The organism is Acinetobacter soli, from assembly GCF_018139125.1.
In the GTDB taxonomy this organism is placed as follows: domain Bacteria; phylum Pseudomonadota; class Gammaproteobacteria; order Pseudomonadales; family Moraxellaceae; genus Acinetobacter; species Acinetobacter soli.
The window spans coordinates 1865888-1879891 of sequence record NZ_CP073241.1 but is presented as its reverse complement, the minus strand read 5'-3'; the positions used below and the strand labels follow the sequence as shown (position 1 = coordinate 1879891).

General features: G+C 45.2%; 15 protein-coding genes and 1 tRNA gene. 7 read left to right on the top strand and 9 right to left on the bottom strand.

The features are described 5' to 3' along the window. The first annotated feature begins 25 nt into the window (after nucleotides 1-25). The 3 genes from KCV09_RS08655 (at nucleotide 26) to KCV09_RS08645 (ending at nucleotide 1663) form a co-directional block, all read left to right on the top strand. Nucleotides 26-511 (top strand): GlcG/HbpS family heme-binding protein, encoded by a 486-nt coding sequence (locus tag KCV09_RS08655; RefSeq protein WP_004943392.1) that lies wholly within the window; start codon nucleotides 26-28, stop codon nucleotides 509-511. Between the two features lie 19 nt (nucleotides 512-530). Then, entirely contained in the window at nucleotides 531-932 is a 402-nt protein-coding gene (uraH, locus tag KCV09_RS08650) for a hydroxyisourate hydrolase (RefSeq protein ID WP_004941162.1), read from the top strand. Nucleotides 933-1117: 185 nt separating this feature from the next. Continuing rightward, nucleotides 1118-1663 (top strand): GNAT family N-acetyltransferase, encoded by a 546-nt coding sequence (locus KCV09_RS08645; protein WP_055414766.1) that lies wholly within the window; start codon nucleotides 1118-1120, stop codon nucleotides 1661-1663. A 5-nt stretch (nucleotides 1664-1668) separates the two neighbouring features. Here KCV09_RS08645 and KCV09_RS08640 read toward each other — a convergent pair. Both KCV09_RS08640 and KCV09_RS08635 read right to left on the bottom strand, forming a co-directional pair. Then, a tRNA-Arg gene (locus KCV09_RS08640) sits at nucleotides 1669-1741 on the bottom strand. A gap of 73 nt (nucleotides 1742-1814) precedes the next feature. Next, complete coding sequence (locus KCV09_RS08635) at nucleotides 1815-3173, bottom strand: amino acid permease (RefSeq protein ID WP_212515034.1); 1359 nt, start codon at nucleotides 3171-3173, stop codon at nucleotides 1815-1817. 286 nt (nucleotides 3174-3459) lie between these two features. Between KCV09_RS08635 and KCV09_RS08630 the strand changes: the two genes are divergently transcribed. Further along, the gene (locus tag KCV09_RS08630) at nucleotides 3460-4368 is read left to right on the top strand and encodes a polyprenyl synthetase family protein (RefSeq protein WP_119026082.1); all 909 of its coding nucleotides are present in this window, start codon (nucleotides 3460-3462) and stop codon (nucleotides 4366-4368) included. 70 nt (nucleotides 4369-4438) lie between these two features. Here the strand turns inward: KCV09_RS08630 and KCV09_RS08625 are convergent, their stop codons facing one another. The 4 genes from KCV09_RS08625 to KCV09_RS08610 form a co-directional block, all read right to left on the bottom strand. Further along, on the bottom strand, nucleotides 4439-5296 hold the full coding sequence (locus KCV09_RS08625) for an SPFH domain-containing protein (protein ID WP_004941142.1): 858 nt from the start codon (nucleotides 5294-5296) through the stop codon (nucleotides 4439-4441). 14 nt (nucleotides 5297-5310) lie between these two features. Next, on the bottom strand, nucleotides 5311-5778 hold the full coding sequence (locus KCV09_RS08620; protein ID WP_004941138.1) for an NfeD family protein: 468 nt from the start codon (nucleotides 5776-5778) through the stop codon (nucleotides 5311-5313). Nucleotides 5779-5876: 98 nt separating this feature from the next. Next, on the bottom strand, nucleotides 5877-6794 hold the full coding sequence (locus tag KCV09_RS08615; protein ID WP_119026081.1) for a patatin-like phospholipase family protein: 918 nt from the start codon (nucleotides 6792-6794) through the stop codon (nucleotides 5877-5879). Nucleotides 6795-6859: 65 nt separating this feature from the next. Beyond that, nucleotides 6860-7486: a 1-acyl-sn-glycerol-3-phosphate acyltransferase gene (locus KCV09_RS08610; RefSeq protein ID WP_025094387.1), complete on the bottom strand. Its 627-nt coding sequence runs from the start codon at nucleotides 7484-7486 to the stop codon at nucleotides 6860-6862. Between the two features lie 134 nt (nucleotides 7487-7620). Here KCV09_RS08610 and KCV09_RS08605 point away from each other — a divergent pair, with 134 nt between their 5' ends. The 3 genes from KCV09_RS08605 to KCV09_RS08595 all read left to right on the top strand — a co-directional run bounded on the left by KCV09_RS08605 (nucleotide 7621) and on the right by KCV09_RS08595 (nucleotide 11297). Next, on the top strand, nucleotides 7621-8859 hold the full coding sequence (locus KCV09_RS08605; RefSeq protein WP_212515033.1) for an MFS transporter: 1239 nt from the start codon (nucleotides 7621-7623) through the stop codon (nucleotides 8857-8859). Between the two features lie 421 nt (nucleotides 8860-9280). Further along, nucleotides 9281-9958, top strand: coding sequence for a DNA-binding response regulator PmrA (locus KCV09_RS08600; protein WP_004941126.1), 678 nt, complete (start codon nucleotides 9281-9283; stop codon nucleotides 9956-9958). 13 nt (nucleotides 9959-9971) lie between these two features. Beyond that, nucleotides 9972-11297, top strand: coding sequence for a sensor histidine kinase (locus tag KCV09_RS08595; protein ID WP_004941123.1), 1326 nt, complete (start codon nucleotides 9972-9974; stop codon nucleotides 11295-11297). On the opposite strand, the gene KCV09_RS08590 is transcribed toward KCV09_RS08595, so the two are convergent. The 3 genes from KCV09_RS08590 to KCV09_RS08580 form a co-directional block, all read right to left on the bottom strand. Further along, complete coding sequence (locus KCV09_RS08590) at nucleotides 11294-11956, bottom strand: phosphatase PAP2 family protein (protein WP_373869106.1); 663 nt, start codon at nucleotides 11954-11956, stop codon at nucleotides 11294-11296. The genes KCV09_RS08595 and KCV09_RS08590 overlap by 4 nt on opposite strands. A gap of 154 nt (nucleotides 11957-12110) precedes the next feature. Then, entirely contained in the window at nucleotides 12111-13298 is a 1188-nt protein-coding gene (locus KCV09_RS08585) for an ammonium transporter (protein WP_212515032.1), read from the bottom strand. A gap of 206 nt (nucleotides 13299-13504) precedes the next feature. Next, nucleotides 13505-13987 (bottom strand): hypothetical protein, encoded by a 483-nt coding sequence (locus tag KCV09_RS08580; protein ID WP_228154091.1) that lies wholly within the window; start codon nucleotides 13985-13987, stop codon nucleotides 13505-13507. Between the last annotated feature and the right edge of the window lie 17 nt (nucleotides 13988-14004).

The following is a 14004-nucleotide window of genomic DNA, read 5'->3' as shown; positions in this document are numbered from 1 at the left end:
ACCACAGTATAGAGAGGGCGAATCAATGAAAAAAGTGATTGCAGGGCTGACATTGGCCTTAAGTATGAGTTCTTACAGTTTTGCAGAGAATGTGCAACTGGCAAAACAATATAATCTGGATTTGAACACCGCAGAAAAACTGGCCAGCAATGCCGAACAAGCCTGCCAGCAAATAAACAAACATCTGGCTGTGGTCGTGCTAGACCGTGGTGGGCAGCCGCTGATAATCAAACGCCATGAAACCGTGGGGCCACATAATGCGCTGGCTGCACAGAAAAAAGCTTTTACGGCACTTTCGACCAAAACCCCGACCACAGTATTTAGTCAAAATGCCCGACAAAATATTGAATCACAAAATCTCACGTCATTTTCAGAATTATTGCTGCTTGGAGGTGGTTTTCCGGTGCTTTATCAAAATGAAGTGGTCGGTGCGATTGGTATAGCCGGCTCTGGTGGTTCAAAAAATGATGACTGGTGTGCCGAACAGGCCATCAAAATGACTTTTAAGTAAAATCGAGGAGTAATTTGAAATGATCAAACAATGTGTATTTGCCGCCGGTATGACCTTAAGTGCATGGGCAATGGCAGCAGACAATCCTTTAAGCGTGCATGTACTGAACTTACAAACCGGTTTGCCATCGTCCGATGTTGCGGTGGTGCTTGAGCAAAACCAAAAAGGGCAGTGGGTTAAGCTCAATGAAAAAGTGACCAATGAAAACGGACGTATTCCGGCTTTGTATCCAGATAATAAAAAACTGGAGCAGGGAGTATACCGTGTGACCTTTAAAACTGGAGATTGGTTTAAAAAACATAACGAAAGCAGCTTCTTTCCAGAAGTACCCGTCATTTTTAATGTAGATGGTGCGGTAAAGCATTACCATATTCCACTACTACTTAGCCCGTATGGTTACTCGACGTACCGTGGTAACTAAGTACTGAAAGATTAAATCAAATCTCTGGCAGCACACCATAAACTAGGCGTGTTGCTCGAGTTTTTAGCTATTCAATTGATTACATTTGATCTTGTAATATGAAGCTTACACATCTCTGTGGAGGTACTGAACTACCTGTAGTAGAGTTTGATCAATTTTAAGATCACCAGTGAATAAACCAGACCATGTTAGAGACTTCTCGATTGATTCTTAGACCATGGCAAGAATCCGATATTGCGCCGTTTATACAGATGGGCCTTGATCCCGATGTGATGCATTATTTTCCGTCTACCTTAAGCCCCGATCAGAGCCGTGACTTTATCAAAAGCATTAGATTGAAGTTTGATGAGCATCCATCATGGGGACTATGGGCAGTGGAGCTTAAACAGACTCAATCTTTTATTGGATATATTGGTTTAAATGCTCAGCCCTCACAATTTGATTTTTCACCCTGTATAGAAATCAGTTGGAGACTTGCGAAAGCCGCTTGGAGACAGGGATATGCCTTTGAAGGAGCAAAAGCCGTATTAGATTATGCGTTTGAGCAGTTAAAGCTTGAGCGAGTGGTTGCCTTTACAGCGGCTGTCAATATGCCTTCAGAAGCATTAATGAAAAAGTTAAACATGACAAAAGTCAAAGCATTTGATCATCCTAAATTAGCAGCAGAGCATTTGCTTGCACGGCATGTGCTTTATGAGATTCGCGCTGAGGATTTTTCTAATTTAATTTAAGTGTATACGCCCTGCGGGACTCGAACCCACGTCGGTCGCTTAGGAGGCAACTGCTCTATCCAGTTAAGCTAAGGGCGCATCGAGATGTGAGTATAAACAAAAAAAGTTATTACCGAGGTAATAACTTTTTTAATTTCATTTATTTTGCAGCTTAAGTGTTGTCTTTTTTGGTCAGTAAATGAAACAGACCAAACATCAACACAATCCAGACCGGAATCATAATCACCGATTCTTTAAAGCCCTGTTGCCACATGATAAACAGCACCAGCGCAATAAAAATCAGCACCAAATAGTTACTCACCGGCGCCCATAGGGCTGGGAACGTTACATTCAGTTTGAGCTTTTTCACCGCAGCTTTAAACTTCAAATGCGTCAAGCTGATCATGGCCCAGTTAAGTACCAAAGCACCTACCACCACGTACATCAAATGACTCAGTGCATCTTCTGGTACAAAGTAATTTAAAAGTACGCAGCCAAAAATCAACAATGCAGAGAACAATACCGCAGGAATAGGAACACCCTGTTTATTCACTTTAGTAAAGATTTTTGGCGCATTACCTTGTTGTGCCAGACCAAACAGCATGCGGCTGTTGGCAAACATACCGCTGTTATAAACCGATAGTGCAGCAGTTAAAATAATAAAATTCAGCAGATGTGCAGCCCAACCAATACCCAACTGACTAAAAATCATCACAAATGGACTTTTGTCCAGACCACCCAAATCCAATTGATTCCAAGGCACCAAAGACAACAAGATGGTGAGTGAGCCCACATAAAACACTAAAATACGAAAAACCACCTGATTAATCGCTTTAGGAATGGTTTTTTGAGGATTTTCAGCTTCAGCTGCTGCCATCCCGATCAGTTCGATACCGCCAAAGGCAAACATCAAAAAGGCCAGCATATAAAACAGGCCTTCAAAACCGTTTGGAAAGAAACCACCATGTGTCCATAAGTTGCTAAACGATGCGGTCGAGCTTGAATCGGCGGTAAAGAGCAGATACAGACCAAACACAATCATGGAAATGACGGCGGTGACCTTTATAATCGCCAACCAGAACTCGGATTCTCCGTAAAATTTTACATTGGTCAGGTTTACGAGTGTAATGACCACAAAGAAAAACAATACCGAAACCCATGCAGGAATATGAGGCCACCAGTAATTGATATACTTCGCAACCGCTGTCAATTCAGTCATCGCGACTAAAATATACAGCACCCAGTAGTTCCAGCCAGCCAAAAAGCCCGGAAATTTACCCCAATATTTGTACGCAAAGTGACTGAACGAACCTGCTACAGGCTCATGGACAATCATTTCCCCTAATTGACGCATGATTAAAAAAGCGATGAGTCCACCGATTGCATACCCAAGAATGATCGATGGCCCAGCGGATTGAATGACTTGTGCAGATCCTAAAAATAAACCAGTCCCAATTGCGCCGCCCATGGCAATTAATTGGATATGACGGTTTTTTAAGCCCCGCTGAAGTTTTGAAGAATCGTTGTTCAAAGGACTTCACCCGACCAGAAATAAGCGTTTTATTCTAAAGGATAGATAGAATTTAGCCTAGTCGAGTGCAGCACAAAGCCGTGCTAAATCATTGAACTTCTTGGTTCACAAATTTTATACAGTTTGCTGGCGATTAAAACTTGGTAAAGATTCTCATCCCATAAGAATATCGTGATGTAAATGAATAAATAAGTGAGAAATCAGTCCTATCATGGTAAATTAGGCAGCATGTCATGAGCGGTCTGTTCAGACCTTTTTTCGCTCCCATTCAAGATTCGAGGCAATTGTGACATCGATTTCCCCTGTGAATAGCAACATCTTATCTACAGCTCAAGAACGAATTCAGCAAGATTTGCAGATGGCACTCGATGCCTTTGCACTGCCAGAGCCACTCAAGTCGGCGGTGCATCATGCCGTTATGCTGGGTGGCAAGCGGGTGCGTCCAGCATTGTGCTATGCCGTGGCTGCATTGGCAGAGAATCCCAATTATGCGGCAGCACGCCGCGCTGCGGTGGCGGTTGAACTGATTCATTGTTATTCACTCGCACATGATGATTTGCCTTGCATGGACAACGATTTGCTGCGCCGCGGACAACCAACGTGTCACGTGGCATTTGGCGAAGATACTGCATTGCTGGCGGGTGATATCTTGCAATCAATGGCATTTGAGGTGTTGGGCAGTCGTTTGTTTGATCAGCAAAATAGCGTCGATGCCTCGATTGTACTCAGACAAATGCAAATTCTGGCCACCTCTAGCTCTAAGATGGTTTGTGGACAGGTGCTCGATTTACAGGCCGAAGGCAAAAGTATCGATCAGGCGGCACTTGAAAATATTCACCGCAATAAAACGGGCGCACTGATTCAAGCTGCCATTCTGATGGCCGCCGTGACCTTATTTAAAGGAACAGATCCCGCATTGGTGCAATTACGTCAGTTTGGTCAAAGTTTAGGGCTGGCGTTTCAGGTACAAGACGATATTCTCGATATTATCTCCAGTACCGAAACCCTAGGTAAAACCGCAGGTAAAGACCAGCAAGTACAAAAGTCGACTTACCCTGCGCTTATGGGGCTTGAAGCGGCACAGGCTTATGCCAAAAGCTTGCACGATCAGGCACTGGCTGCACTGACGCATTTCTCAAGTGCAGCAACAGACCTTGAACAAATCACCCAGTTTTTATTGCGCAGAAAAAACTAAGCTCACTTGAATAAAAAAAAGCGATTTGCTTAAAGTGCACATCGCTTTTTTTATGTTAATTCAAAAAGATCTAGTTGGGCTGACGTCCCATTACACCCCGGATGGTACTAAGTACATCGGCAGGAATCACCACGGTTTTGGCATTGTTGGATTTTGCCATTTCTTGCATGGACTTGATGTACTGTTCACCAAGCAAATACGCAACCGGAATTTCCTGTTCGCCTACCGCAGAGGTGATCATTTCAATGGCTTTTTGTGAGGCCTCAGCCAAAACCACTTGCGCTTCGGCATCTCGACGCGATGCTTCAAGACGACCATCGGCTTCTAAAATCGCTGCCTGCTTTTCGCCGTCGGCACGGGTCACGGTCGCACGGCGCTGACGCTCGGCAGCAGCCTGCGCTTCCATCGCGGCTTGCATGGTGGTCGATGGCTGGATATCCTGAATCTCGACCGTTTTTAAGGTAATGCCCCAGTCTGAAATATCATCGGAAATGGCGGCTTTCAATTTGGCCTTGATATGATCACGAGATGACAGGGCATCGTCCAGATCCATCTCGCCCACGATCGAACGTAACGACGTTTGCACCAGATTTTGAATGGCCCAAGTGTAGTTTTCAATTCCATACACCGCTTTTTCCGGTGTGGTCAAATTGATATACGCGACCGCATTCATAAGTAGCACGGCATTGTCACGTGTAATCACTTCTTGCGAAGGAATATCTAGCACAATATCTTTAGTCGTGACTTTGTATGCGATTTCATCGACATACGGAATCACGAAGTTTAATCCTGGATTTAAAGTGGAGTGATACTTTCCTAAGCGCTGTACAATCCATTTATAGCCTTGCGGCACAATGCGTACACCCTTAAAAATCGTCACGCCAACAAAGACAAGAAAGGCTAAGCCAATAATTAAACCCACTGACATAAGTGTGTCCTCATTTATTGTTTATTGGGGTTATGGGGTTGAACAACCAGATTATTGCCCATGATGTCGACCACGCACACGCGATCGCCCACGCTCACCGGAGCCAAACTGCGACAGTTCCATTCATCGGTTCCCATCACAGGCAAGGAAAAACGTACCAGTACCTGCTCATGCGACATACCCACACGAATCACCATGCCCACCTGACCAATCGTGGCTTCGCGGGATAAGCCTGCCTTGGTTTTATCGATGGACAATGGCTTGATAAATTTGAACCATAAAAAGGTACACAGTATCGATAAAATTACCCAAGTGATCAGCTGTGTGGGAATGCCCATCATTGGAAACAACCAGAGTAAAACACTCACCATGATGGCGGCAACGCCGAACCAAAGAGCGGCAAAAGCGGTAAAAACGAGTTCCGAAAGCATTAACACAATGCCCAGAACAAACCAGTGCCAAGGTTCTAATACAAATTCCATAGCAATGCTCAAAATGTTGTTATAAAAAAGGTGCAATCGAAATACACGATTGCACCTTCACTGTAGCAGAACTTGGCAGGGCTGAGTAAAAAATGACTTTAGAATTTGGCCCGAGGTGGTGGCTGAAGGGCAGCAGGTGATTTTTTAAATTGATCAATCGCGCTTTGAATGGCACGAATTTTAAGTTGGGCTGCTTTTTCACCTTCCAAAATAGCATCATTACTGGCTTTTAAATCCAGTGCGCCAAGATGACCGACTTTAGGCTGAATCACCACAGTGGCCTGCTTTAACTCTTCATTAATACTTTGCTGACCCATGATGTTGATAGTTTGATCGAGCAACCCCAACATGCTGCTGGCCTGAGTACCTGCCGGACGTGCAGAAATATCGACCGCAATCACAATATCGGCGCCCATATCACGTGCTGTTTTGACTGGAATTGGGCTTACCAAACCGCCGTCGACATACTGTACCTTGCCAATGGTTGTTGGAACAAAAACATTCGGAATACTACATGAGGCACGAACCGCCTGACCGGCATTGCCTTTAATAAAATCGGCTTTTTTGCCGTTGTCTAAACGTGTTGCAACTGCGGCAAAGCGAATTGGAAATTGCTCAATTGGCTTGTTGCCTACCTGAGTATTGACATAATTTTGCAGTTTCTGACCCAGCACAAAGCCCTGACGATTCAGGGTTAAGTCACGGATATCAGATTCTTGTAACTTGAGCGCAATCGATTGCATCTGGTAGCCAGTTTTTCCGCTGGCATAAATACTCCCCACAAAACTGCCCGCACTGGTGCCCGTGACAATTTTCGGTTTGATACCATGCGATTCGAGTACTTTGATCACACCAATATGGGCAAAGCCTTTGGCACCACCACCGCCCAGTGCAAGCGCAATGACGGGTTCACGAGGCTGAAGCGAGCTGGTTTGAGGAGGTGTTTTAGCAATTTTGTCACATCCAAAGAGCGTAAAGCTCAGTGCTGTAACCAAGGCGAAATGTGCAACTTTCATGAACAATTAAACGTGTTGGATGACCATCAGATTGCGCACATCAGATCAGATTCACTGCTTTATTTCTAGTCATTTTTTACAAGATTTTGTAAAGGACGCGATAGGCGATCTGGTCGCTTTGCTGATACCTTGCCCTCAAAACGTTGCATGATGGCGGTTAGGTCTTGCTGATAATCACCTGTTGGGGAAAAAGCACCTAAGCAATAAATGGTTTTATGATCAAAATCGAAAGAGAAAATCACAATAGGGATATGCGCTTTTAACGCAATATGATAAAACCCGCTTTTAAAGGTGCTGGCCTGTTTGCGCGTACCCTCGGGCGCCATGCCAATCCAGATGCGTTCATGCTGTTCGATGGCCTGAACCACCTGCTCGGTTAAACCTGTGCGTTTGCTGCGTTGTACTGGAATAAGCCCTAACCAGTTCAGTACGGGCGTACTGACCGGAGTGAAAAGCGAATCTTTGCCGAGTACCGTGATTTTAATGCCCAGACCACCGATGGCCAAAAAGCCGTACCATGCATCTAGGTTAGATGTATGCGGTGCAATAATCGCGACGGCTTTAGGAACATTAGGAAACTCGCCCTCAATTCGCCAGCCTTGAGCCAGAAATAACTGCCTGCACATGCGGCGGCTTAAGGCAGTGCCACGTTGCGGCACACGATCGGGAAGATCAGGAAAAAACTGGGTCATATCCATCTGTGGTCATGTTGGTCATCCTATTGTCATCTTAAGCCTTTGAAAGGTACGCTACATTGGCAAAATAGTTAGATGCATTTTAAAACAGACTGATTTTTGCAATTTTTTTGATTCGAGCCCGATACGCTATGCATGCAAGCCGTCTTTATCTGTTGTTATTTAGCCTGTATTGGGCACAAGGGTTGCCCGTTGGCTTTATGACCCATGCCTTACCCGTCATTTTACGGGCACAAGGCGTGTCTTTGGCACAGATTGGCGGCTTTGGCCTGCTGATGCTGCCGTGGTCGATCAAAATTTTATGGGCACCTTGGGTCGATCGGTTGGGCAGTTCACGCATTGGGCATTATCGTAGCTGGATCATTCCCATGCAGGTATGCAGCATTTGCGGGCTTGTTGTGCTGGCGTATTTTCCGATTGAGGCATTGAACCAGCCACAATTTTTGTTGCTGTTTTTTGTGCTGATGCTCTGGATCAATTTTTCAGGGGCCACTCAGGATATTGCCACCGATGCATTGGCCGTGAATTTACTCAAAACTGATCAACAGCACTGGGGCAATACCTTTCAGGTGATTGGTTCACGTTTAGGATTTATTGTGGGTGGCGGCGTACTTCTGTGGGCTGTCGATGCTTTGGGCTGGCAAAATACCTTTTTGTGTTTGGCGGCTTTAGTGGCGCTTAACACCTTGCCCATTGTGCTGCAATCTGCGCGACAGGATCGTCAGGGCGTGCAGGGCAGTGCGGCAAAATTATTTTCAATACGTCATTATTTACAGCACTTTTTACAGTCTAAGACAACACGAGCATGGCTTACCGTTTTACTTAGCTTTAAGGTGGCAGATGGCTTGGCCGGCCCTTTACTCAAGCCGTTGATGGTCGATATAGGCTTGAGTTTTACCCAAATTGGGCTTTACATTACCGTGCTAGGTGCTGTGGCTGCATTACTGGGTGCATTCATTGCCGGATATCTACTTCAAAGTTTCAGCCGTGCAGGTGTACTGCTGTTCTTTTCAATAGTTAAAATTTTAACTCTTATTGGCTTTGCAGGATTGGGCTGGGCATACGAAAGCGGGATGTCAGTATCTTTTACGCTCATTTATGCGCTCAATGCACTTGAAGATCTATGCTCGGCGATGCTACTGGTGGTAATGCTCACACTGGTCATGCACTATAGCCGAAGTGCGCTTGCAGGCACGGATTTTACCTTTCAGGTCGCTTTGATGGCCACGGTCAGCGGTGGTTTTTATCTGATCAGCGGTGTTATTGCCGACCAGATTGGCTATGCTTGGATGCTGAGTTTGGTCGTGGTCATGGCTATTTTATCTGTGTTCCCCATTTACTTTTGGTCTAAAACATTAGGGCAGTCTTAAGCATCGCTCTAGATCATGATTGGGCTAAACTGCTGCGTCATTTTTCGGTGCTGTATGTAAAATTCTACTGCTGAGGATACCGAGCAAGCTCAAAAAGATTGCTTTAATTGTTATTATGTATAAATATGCCTGTATTGGTTTGATATTGTTGCGATAAAATGAAGCAAATACGCAATTGATCAAATGGTATAAAAACGACAAAGCTTTTATTTAAGTGTGTTTTAAGCTTATATTTTTACAGTAGAAAAGTAAGTGTTGCCAAAACAATAGTCAACACGCGATTTCATTTGATATGCAAAACAGTTATGTTGAGCCAAAATGATAATTATTCTGTTGCATCGAGTCAGCGTAAAAACAGATTATTGCTCGTTTTCCTGATGCATCAGATTCATGTTATTCCACAGTTGTGCGAGTCTAACCCATGACCAAAATTTTGATTATTGAAGATGATTTCATGATCGCTGAATCCACGATTACCTTATTGAAATATCATCAATTCGAGGTAGAGTGGGTGAATAATGGATTAGATGGCCTAGCGCATCTGTCAAAGCAGAAGTTTGATTTGGTGTTGCTCGATCTGGGCCTCCCCATGATGGACGGCATGCAAGTGCTCAAGCAGATCCGCCATAAAACCGCGGTGCCAGTGCTGATTATTTCAGCACGTGACCAGCTCGAAAACCGTGTGGAAGGCTTGAATCAGGGGGCAGATGACTACCTGATCAAACCGTACGAGTTTGATGAGTTGCTGGCACGAATCAATGCATTGCTGCGTAGAACCAACAGTAAAGACAACGCCGCTTTGCAGCAAGATCAGGTGTTGGTGAATGGCGATGTGGTGCTCAATGTTGAAAAACATGTGGCCACGTTTCAGGGTAAAGAAATTGAACTCTCAAACCGTGAGTGGGCGATTTTGATTCCGCTGATGTCACATCCGAACAAGATTTTTTCCAAAGCCAATTTAGAAGATAAGCTCTACGACTTTGATAGTGAAGTCACCAGTAATACCATTGAAGTGTATATTCACCATTTACGCTCTAAGCTGGGTAAAAACTTCATCCGTACCATCCGTGGATTAGGCTATCGAATGGGACAATCATAAGGAAACGCTGAGGATGGCCAAGCATTATTCATTAAGACGTCGATTAATCTGGGTCACCTCTGTTTTTAGTCTTTTACTGGGCTGTATTCTTGTTTTTACAGCCTATAAAGTTGCCTTGCACGAAACCAATCAGATTCTTGATGAGCAAATGCGCTATCTGGCCGATCGCACGGCACGTCAGCCGCTCTACAATCTCGACAGCCACTTTCAGGCCAATCACGAATATCACGAAGAAGATTTACTGGTCGATATCTGGGCCTACGACGATCAGCGCCATTTACAAGACGAAAATCAATTGTTGATGCCTCCGGTAAAAAAAGCCGGGTTTTATTCGCAAGAGACACGTCAGGGCACCTTGCGCGCCTATGTCTTGCCTTTAGAAAATTACCAGATTCAGGTCAGTCAGCTCGAAAAAGTACGCAAAGTGGTGGCACTTGAGCTTGCGGCCAGCATGTTTTTACCTTATGGCTTTATTTTACCGTTTGCCTTGCTTGGCCTGATGGGCATTATTCGGCGTAACCTCAAGCCTTTTGATGATTTTAAACGTGAGCTGACGCAGCGCGATTCCAATGATCTGTCGCCCATTCACGATGAAACGTATCCTGAAGAACTGTTACCGACCATTGAAGAGATGAACCGCCTGTTTGAGCGAATTTCAGAATCTCAGCAAGAACAAAAACAGTTCGTGGCCGATGCTGCGCACGAGCTGCGCACGCCAATCACGGCACTGAATTTACAAACCAAAATTTTGTTGAGTCAGTTTCCTGACCACGCCGCACTGCAAAATCTCGGCAAAGGCTTGGCGCGAATCCAGCATTTGGTCACGCAGTTACTGGCGCTGGCCAAACAAGATGTTTCCTTGAGTGCTATTGAACGACACAGCAGCTTTGAGCTTAATGATGTGACGCTCAACTGTGTCGAGCAACTCATGAATCTGGCGGTAGAAAAAGATATCGATTTAGGTTTTGTACGTAATGAATCGGTAAAAATGGTTAGTGTTGAACCGACCGTGCATTCCATTGTTTTCAACCTGATTGATAACGCCATCAAATATACGCCAGCCGCAGGCGTGATTAATATTTCTGTCTATGAAGATGGCGAATACGCCTGTGCACAGATTGAAGATAGCGGCCCCGGAATTGACCCCGAGCATTACGACAAGGTGCTAAAGCGCTTTTATCGTGTGCATCATCACCTTGAAGTGGGGAGTGGGCTGGGGTTGTCAATTGTCGATAAGGCCACCAGTCGGTTAGGTGGAGAACTTCAACTGCTCAGAAGCGAAGAGTTAGGCGGCTTAAGTGTACTGGTGCGTATTCCCAAACAACCGCCGCATCATTAAGAATGCTGCTGGCGAGTACCCAAATGACGTGCCGCCCACAAGTAGATTAGGCAGTTAATTGACCACGCCCACCATCCTGTCCATAAATTATGACTTAAAAAGTGTGCGCCGCGCATCATCTGTGCCCAGCCCATTGCAAAGCCTAAAATGAGCCCGGCAAACAAATAAAACAGTGCACGTCGATGATGTGTCGCGCGGTACACAAAGTAGCCAGTCATCAAGGCGAATCCGGTGCTGGCATGTCCACCCGGAAAACAGTGCCCATGTGTGGCGCTAAAATCCCAGACAAAACCCTGTGCTGCTGGGTGGGTCATATTCCAAGGGCAAGCATGAGACGACTGTGACTTAAGAATGCCAACGATACTGGTACACAGCATACTCACCCAAAACATATAGCCATATTGCCAGCGCTGCGCGGCCAGACGCGTCATTTTAAATGATGCCAGCCACAACACAAAAAATACTGCATAAACCCCGATGATGATGTTTTTCACAATCACATGATTCAGTTTGGCCAAATACCAGTTATCGCGATGATGAAATTGCCCTGTTGCATCGACCCACGGTGCAATCAAATGCAGATCAATCGCACCGCCTACCGGAAAGAGCATCATCAGTACAACTGCACTGCATGCGATCAGTACAAGCTGTACGCGCATAAAAACAGAAAATTGCATAAGGAATTGAATAAATATAGAAATCTCTGGGCATGATTTAAACGTGCCAAACTTAGCGATCACTTAAGCGACTACATCAAATCGCAATTAAAAAAAAGCGACTCAGAGAGTCGCAAAAGCACAAACGGGTGCGGGATTAAAACATTCCATCTTCAGAATTTGCAGAGATTTTATGAATAGACAAGTCTGCACCACGAAATTCATCTTCTTGGCTTAAACGAATACCCATCACGGCCTTGAGTAGGCCATACACCACAAATCCACCCAGCACAGCAATTACAATTGCAAGACCCGTACCAATCAATTGAGACATCATCGAGGCACCGCCCAAGCCTCCAAATGCCTTTTGTCCAAATATCCCTACTGCAAGGCCTCCAAGGGCACCACAGACGCCATGTAAAGGCCACACACCGAGGACATCATCAACCTTGAGCTTGTTTTGTGTATAGGTAAACAGCTTCACAAAGATTACACCTGCCACAACACCGATCACCAATGCACTTACAGGATGCACAATATCTGACCCTGCACAGATGGCGACCAAGCCTGCCAGCGGGCCGTTGTGTAAAAAGCCGGGGTCATTTTTACCCATAAAGTTGGCGCTTAAGGTGCCGCCTACCATCGCCATTAGTGAATTGATGGCCACCAAGCCTGAAATCGCATCGACACGCTGCGCACTCATTACATTAAAACCAAACCAGCCCACAATTAAAATCCAAGACCCTAGCGCTAAAAAGGGAATGGAAGAGGGCGGATGAGCACTGACACGTCCGTCTTTTTTATAACGCCCATTTCGTGCGCCCAGTAAAATCACAGCGATCAGCGCAATCCAGCCGCCCATGGCATGTACCACCACTGAGCCGGCAAAATCGTGAAAGCTGGTGCCAAATTGGCTTTCGAGCCATTTTTGCAGACCAAAGTTACCGTTCCATGCCATACCTTCAAAAAGTGGATATACCAACGCCACCAGTGCAAACGTGGCAATGGCTTGTGGACGCATTTTGGCACGCTCGGCAATACCACCCGAAATAATGGCCGGAATGGCAGCAGCAAAGGTCAGTAAAAAGAAACAGCGCATCAGGTTATAACCATGATCCGCGGCGAGCACAGCACCAGTTTGAAAGAAGCTGTGCCCATAGGAGATGTAGTAGCCTACAAAAAAGTAAGCAATTGCAGAAATAGAAAAATCGGTCAGAATCTTACTGAGCGCATTGACCTGATTCTTATGCCGCACGGTGCCCAGTTCTAGAAAGGCAAACCCGGCATGCATGGCCAGAACCAGCACTGCGCCGAGCAATAAGAAAAATAAATCGACATTTTGCATAATTTGCTCAAAAAAAGTGCTTAAATCCAGCTTGGTTGCATATAAAAAATGATTTATGCACCAAAATGGTTAAGAAAATCTAAAGGGTGATTAACCACAACGCACGGTTGGGTTAATTTGCCTATTCAAAGCAAAAAACGCACCAATATTGGATTAAAATTTAAAGCTTCCGATAAGCGTGGTGCAGACTGAGCAAAAAGAGTGCTCTAAGGTGGGCTGATCTGACACGCTTTCCCTTCATATTCGTAACGATGAAAACGATAATTGCTGCCATCCCAGCGCAAAACAGGAAAGCAGAACCCCGGCCCACCTACCGAAACGTCGGGCATACGATTTTTTCCCGTCGATTTTAATAATTCGGGCACACCTGTACCATCATAGCGCACGCGCCACACACCTTGCGCCGTTTTGCTTAATAGCACAAACCCCATACCTGTCAGTCCATAACAGCCAGTATCTGCACTGCTGACAATGGCCTCGGGTAAACGGTCATGGTTGATGTCTTGATACAGCTCAAGCGTTGGCTCACCACATTCGGATTGCCACTTATTTTGATGAAACTGAAAACCGGCAGCTTTAAAAATTGCACGCTTTTCTGCTAATGGGGCGCGTACTGTTTTGGCAAAACTGGTAGTCGAGAACAAACAACTTATAGTAAAGACGCAGGTGAGAAGTGATCGGATATTCATAGTTGCTTTATTTTTGT

What these genes read in the sequence shown, in the direction of transcription:
- KCV09_RS08620 (WP_004941138.1), bottom strand. Translation starts at nt 5,778, where the DNA reads ATGGAATTTGTATTAGAACCTTGGCACTGGTTTGTTCTGGGCATTGTG.
- KCV09_RS08605 (WP_212515033.1), top strand. Translation starts at nt 7,621, where the DNA reads ATGCATGCAAGCCGTCTTTATCTGTTGTTATTTAGCCTGTATTGGGCA.
- KCV09_RS08590 (WP_373869106.1), bottom strand. Translation starts at nt 11,956, where the DNA reads ATGCGCGTACAGCTTGTACTGATCGCATGCAGTGCAGTTGTACTGATG.
- KCV09_RS08580 (WP_228154091.1), bottom strand. Translation starts at nt 13,987, where the DNA reads ATGAATATCCGATCACTTCTCACCTGCGTCTTTACTATAAGTTGTTTG.
- KCV09_RS08615 (WP_119026081.1), bottom strand. Translation starts at nt 6,794, where the DNA reads ATGAAAGTTGCACATTTCGCCTTGGTTACAGCACTGAGCTTTACGCTC.
- uraH (WP_004941162.1), top strand. Translation starts at nt 531, where the DNA reads ATGATCAAACAATGTGTATTTGCCGCCGGTATGACCTTAAGTGCATGG.
- KCV09_RS08600 (WP_004941126.1), top strand. Translation starts at nt 9,281, where the DNA reads ATGACCAAAATTTTGATTATTGAAGATGATTTCATGATCGCTGAATCC.
- KCV09_RS08625 (WP_004941142.1), bottom strand. Translation starts at nt 5,296, where the DNA reads ATGTCAGTGGGTTTAATTATTGGCTTAGCCTTTCTTGTCTTTGTTGGC.
- KCV09_RS08645 (WP_055414766.1), top strand. Translation starts at nt 1,118, where the DNA reads ATGTTAGAGACTTCTCGATTGATTCTTAGACCATGGCAAGAATCCGAT.
- KCV09_RS08595 (WP_004941123.1), top strand. Translation starts at nt 9,972, where the DNA reads ATGGCCAAGCATTATTCATTAAGACGTCGATTAATCTGGGTCACCTCT.
- KCV09_RS08655 (WP_004943392.1), top strand. Translation starts at nt 26, where the DNA reads ATGAAAAAAGTGATTGCAGGGCTGACATTGGCCTTAAGTATGAGTTCT.
- KCV09_RS08585 (WP_212515032.1), bottom strand. Translation starts at nt 13,298, where the DNA reads ATGCAAAATGTCGATTTATTTTTCTTATTGCTCGGCGCAGTGCTGGTT.
- KCV09_RS08610 (WP_025094387.1), bottom strand. Translation starts at nt 7,486, where the DNA reads ATGACCCAGTTTTTTCCTGATCTTCCCGATCGTGTGCCGCAACGTGGC.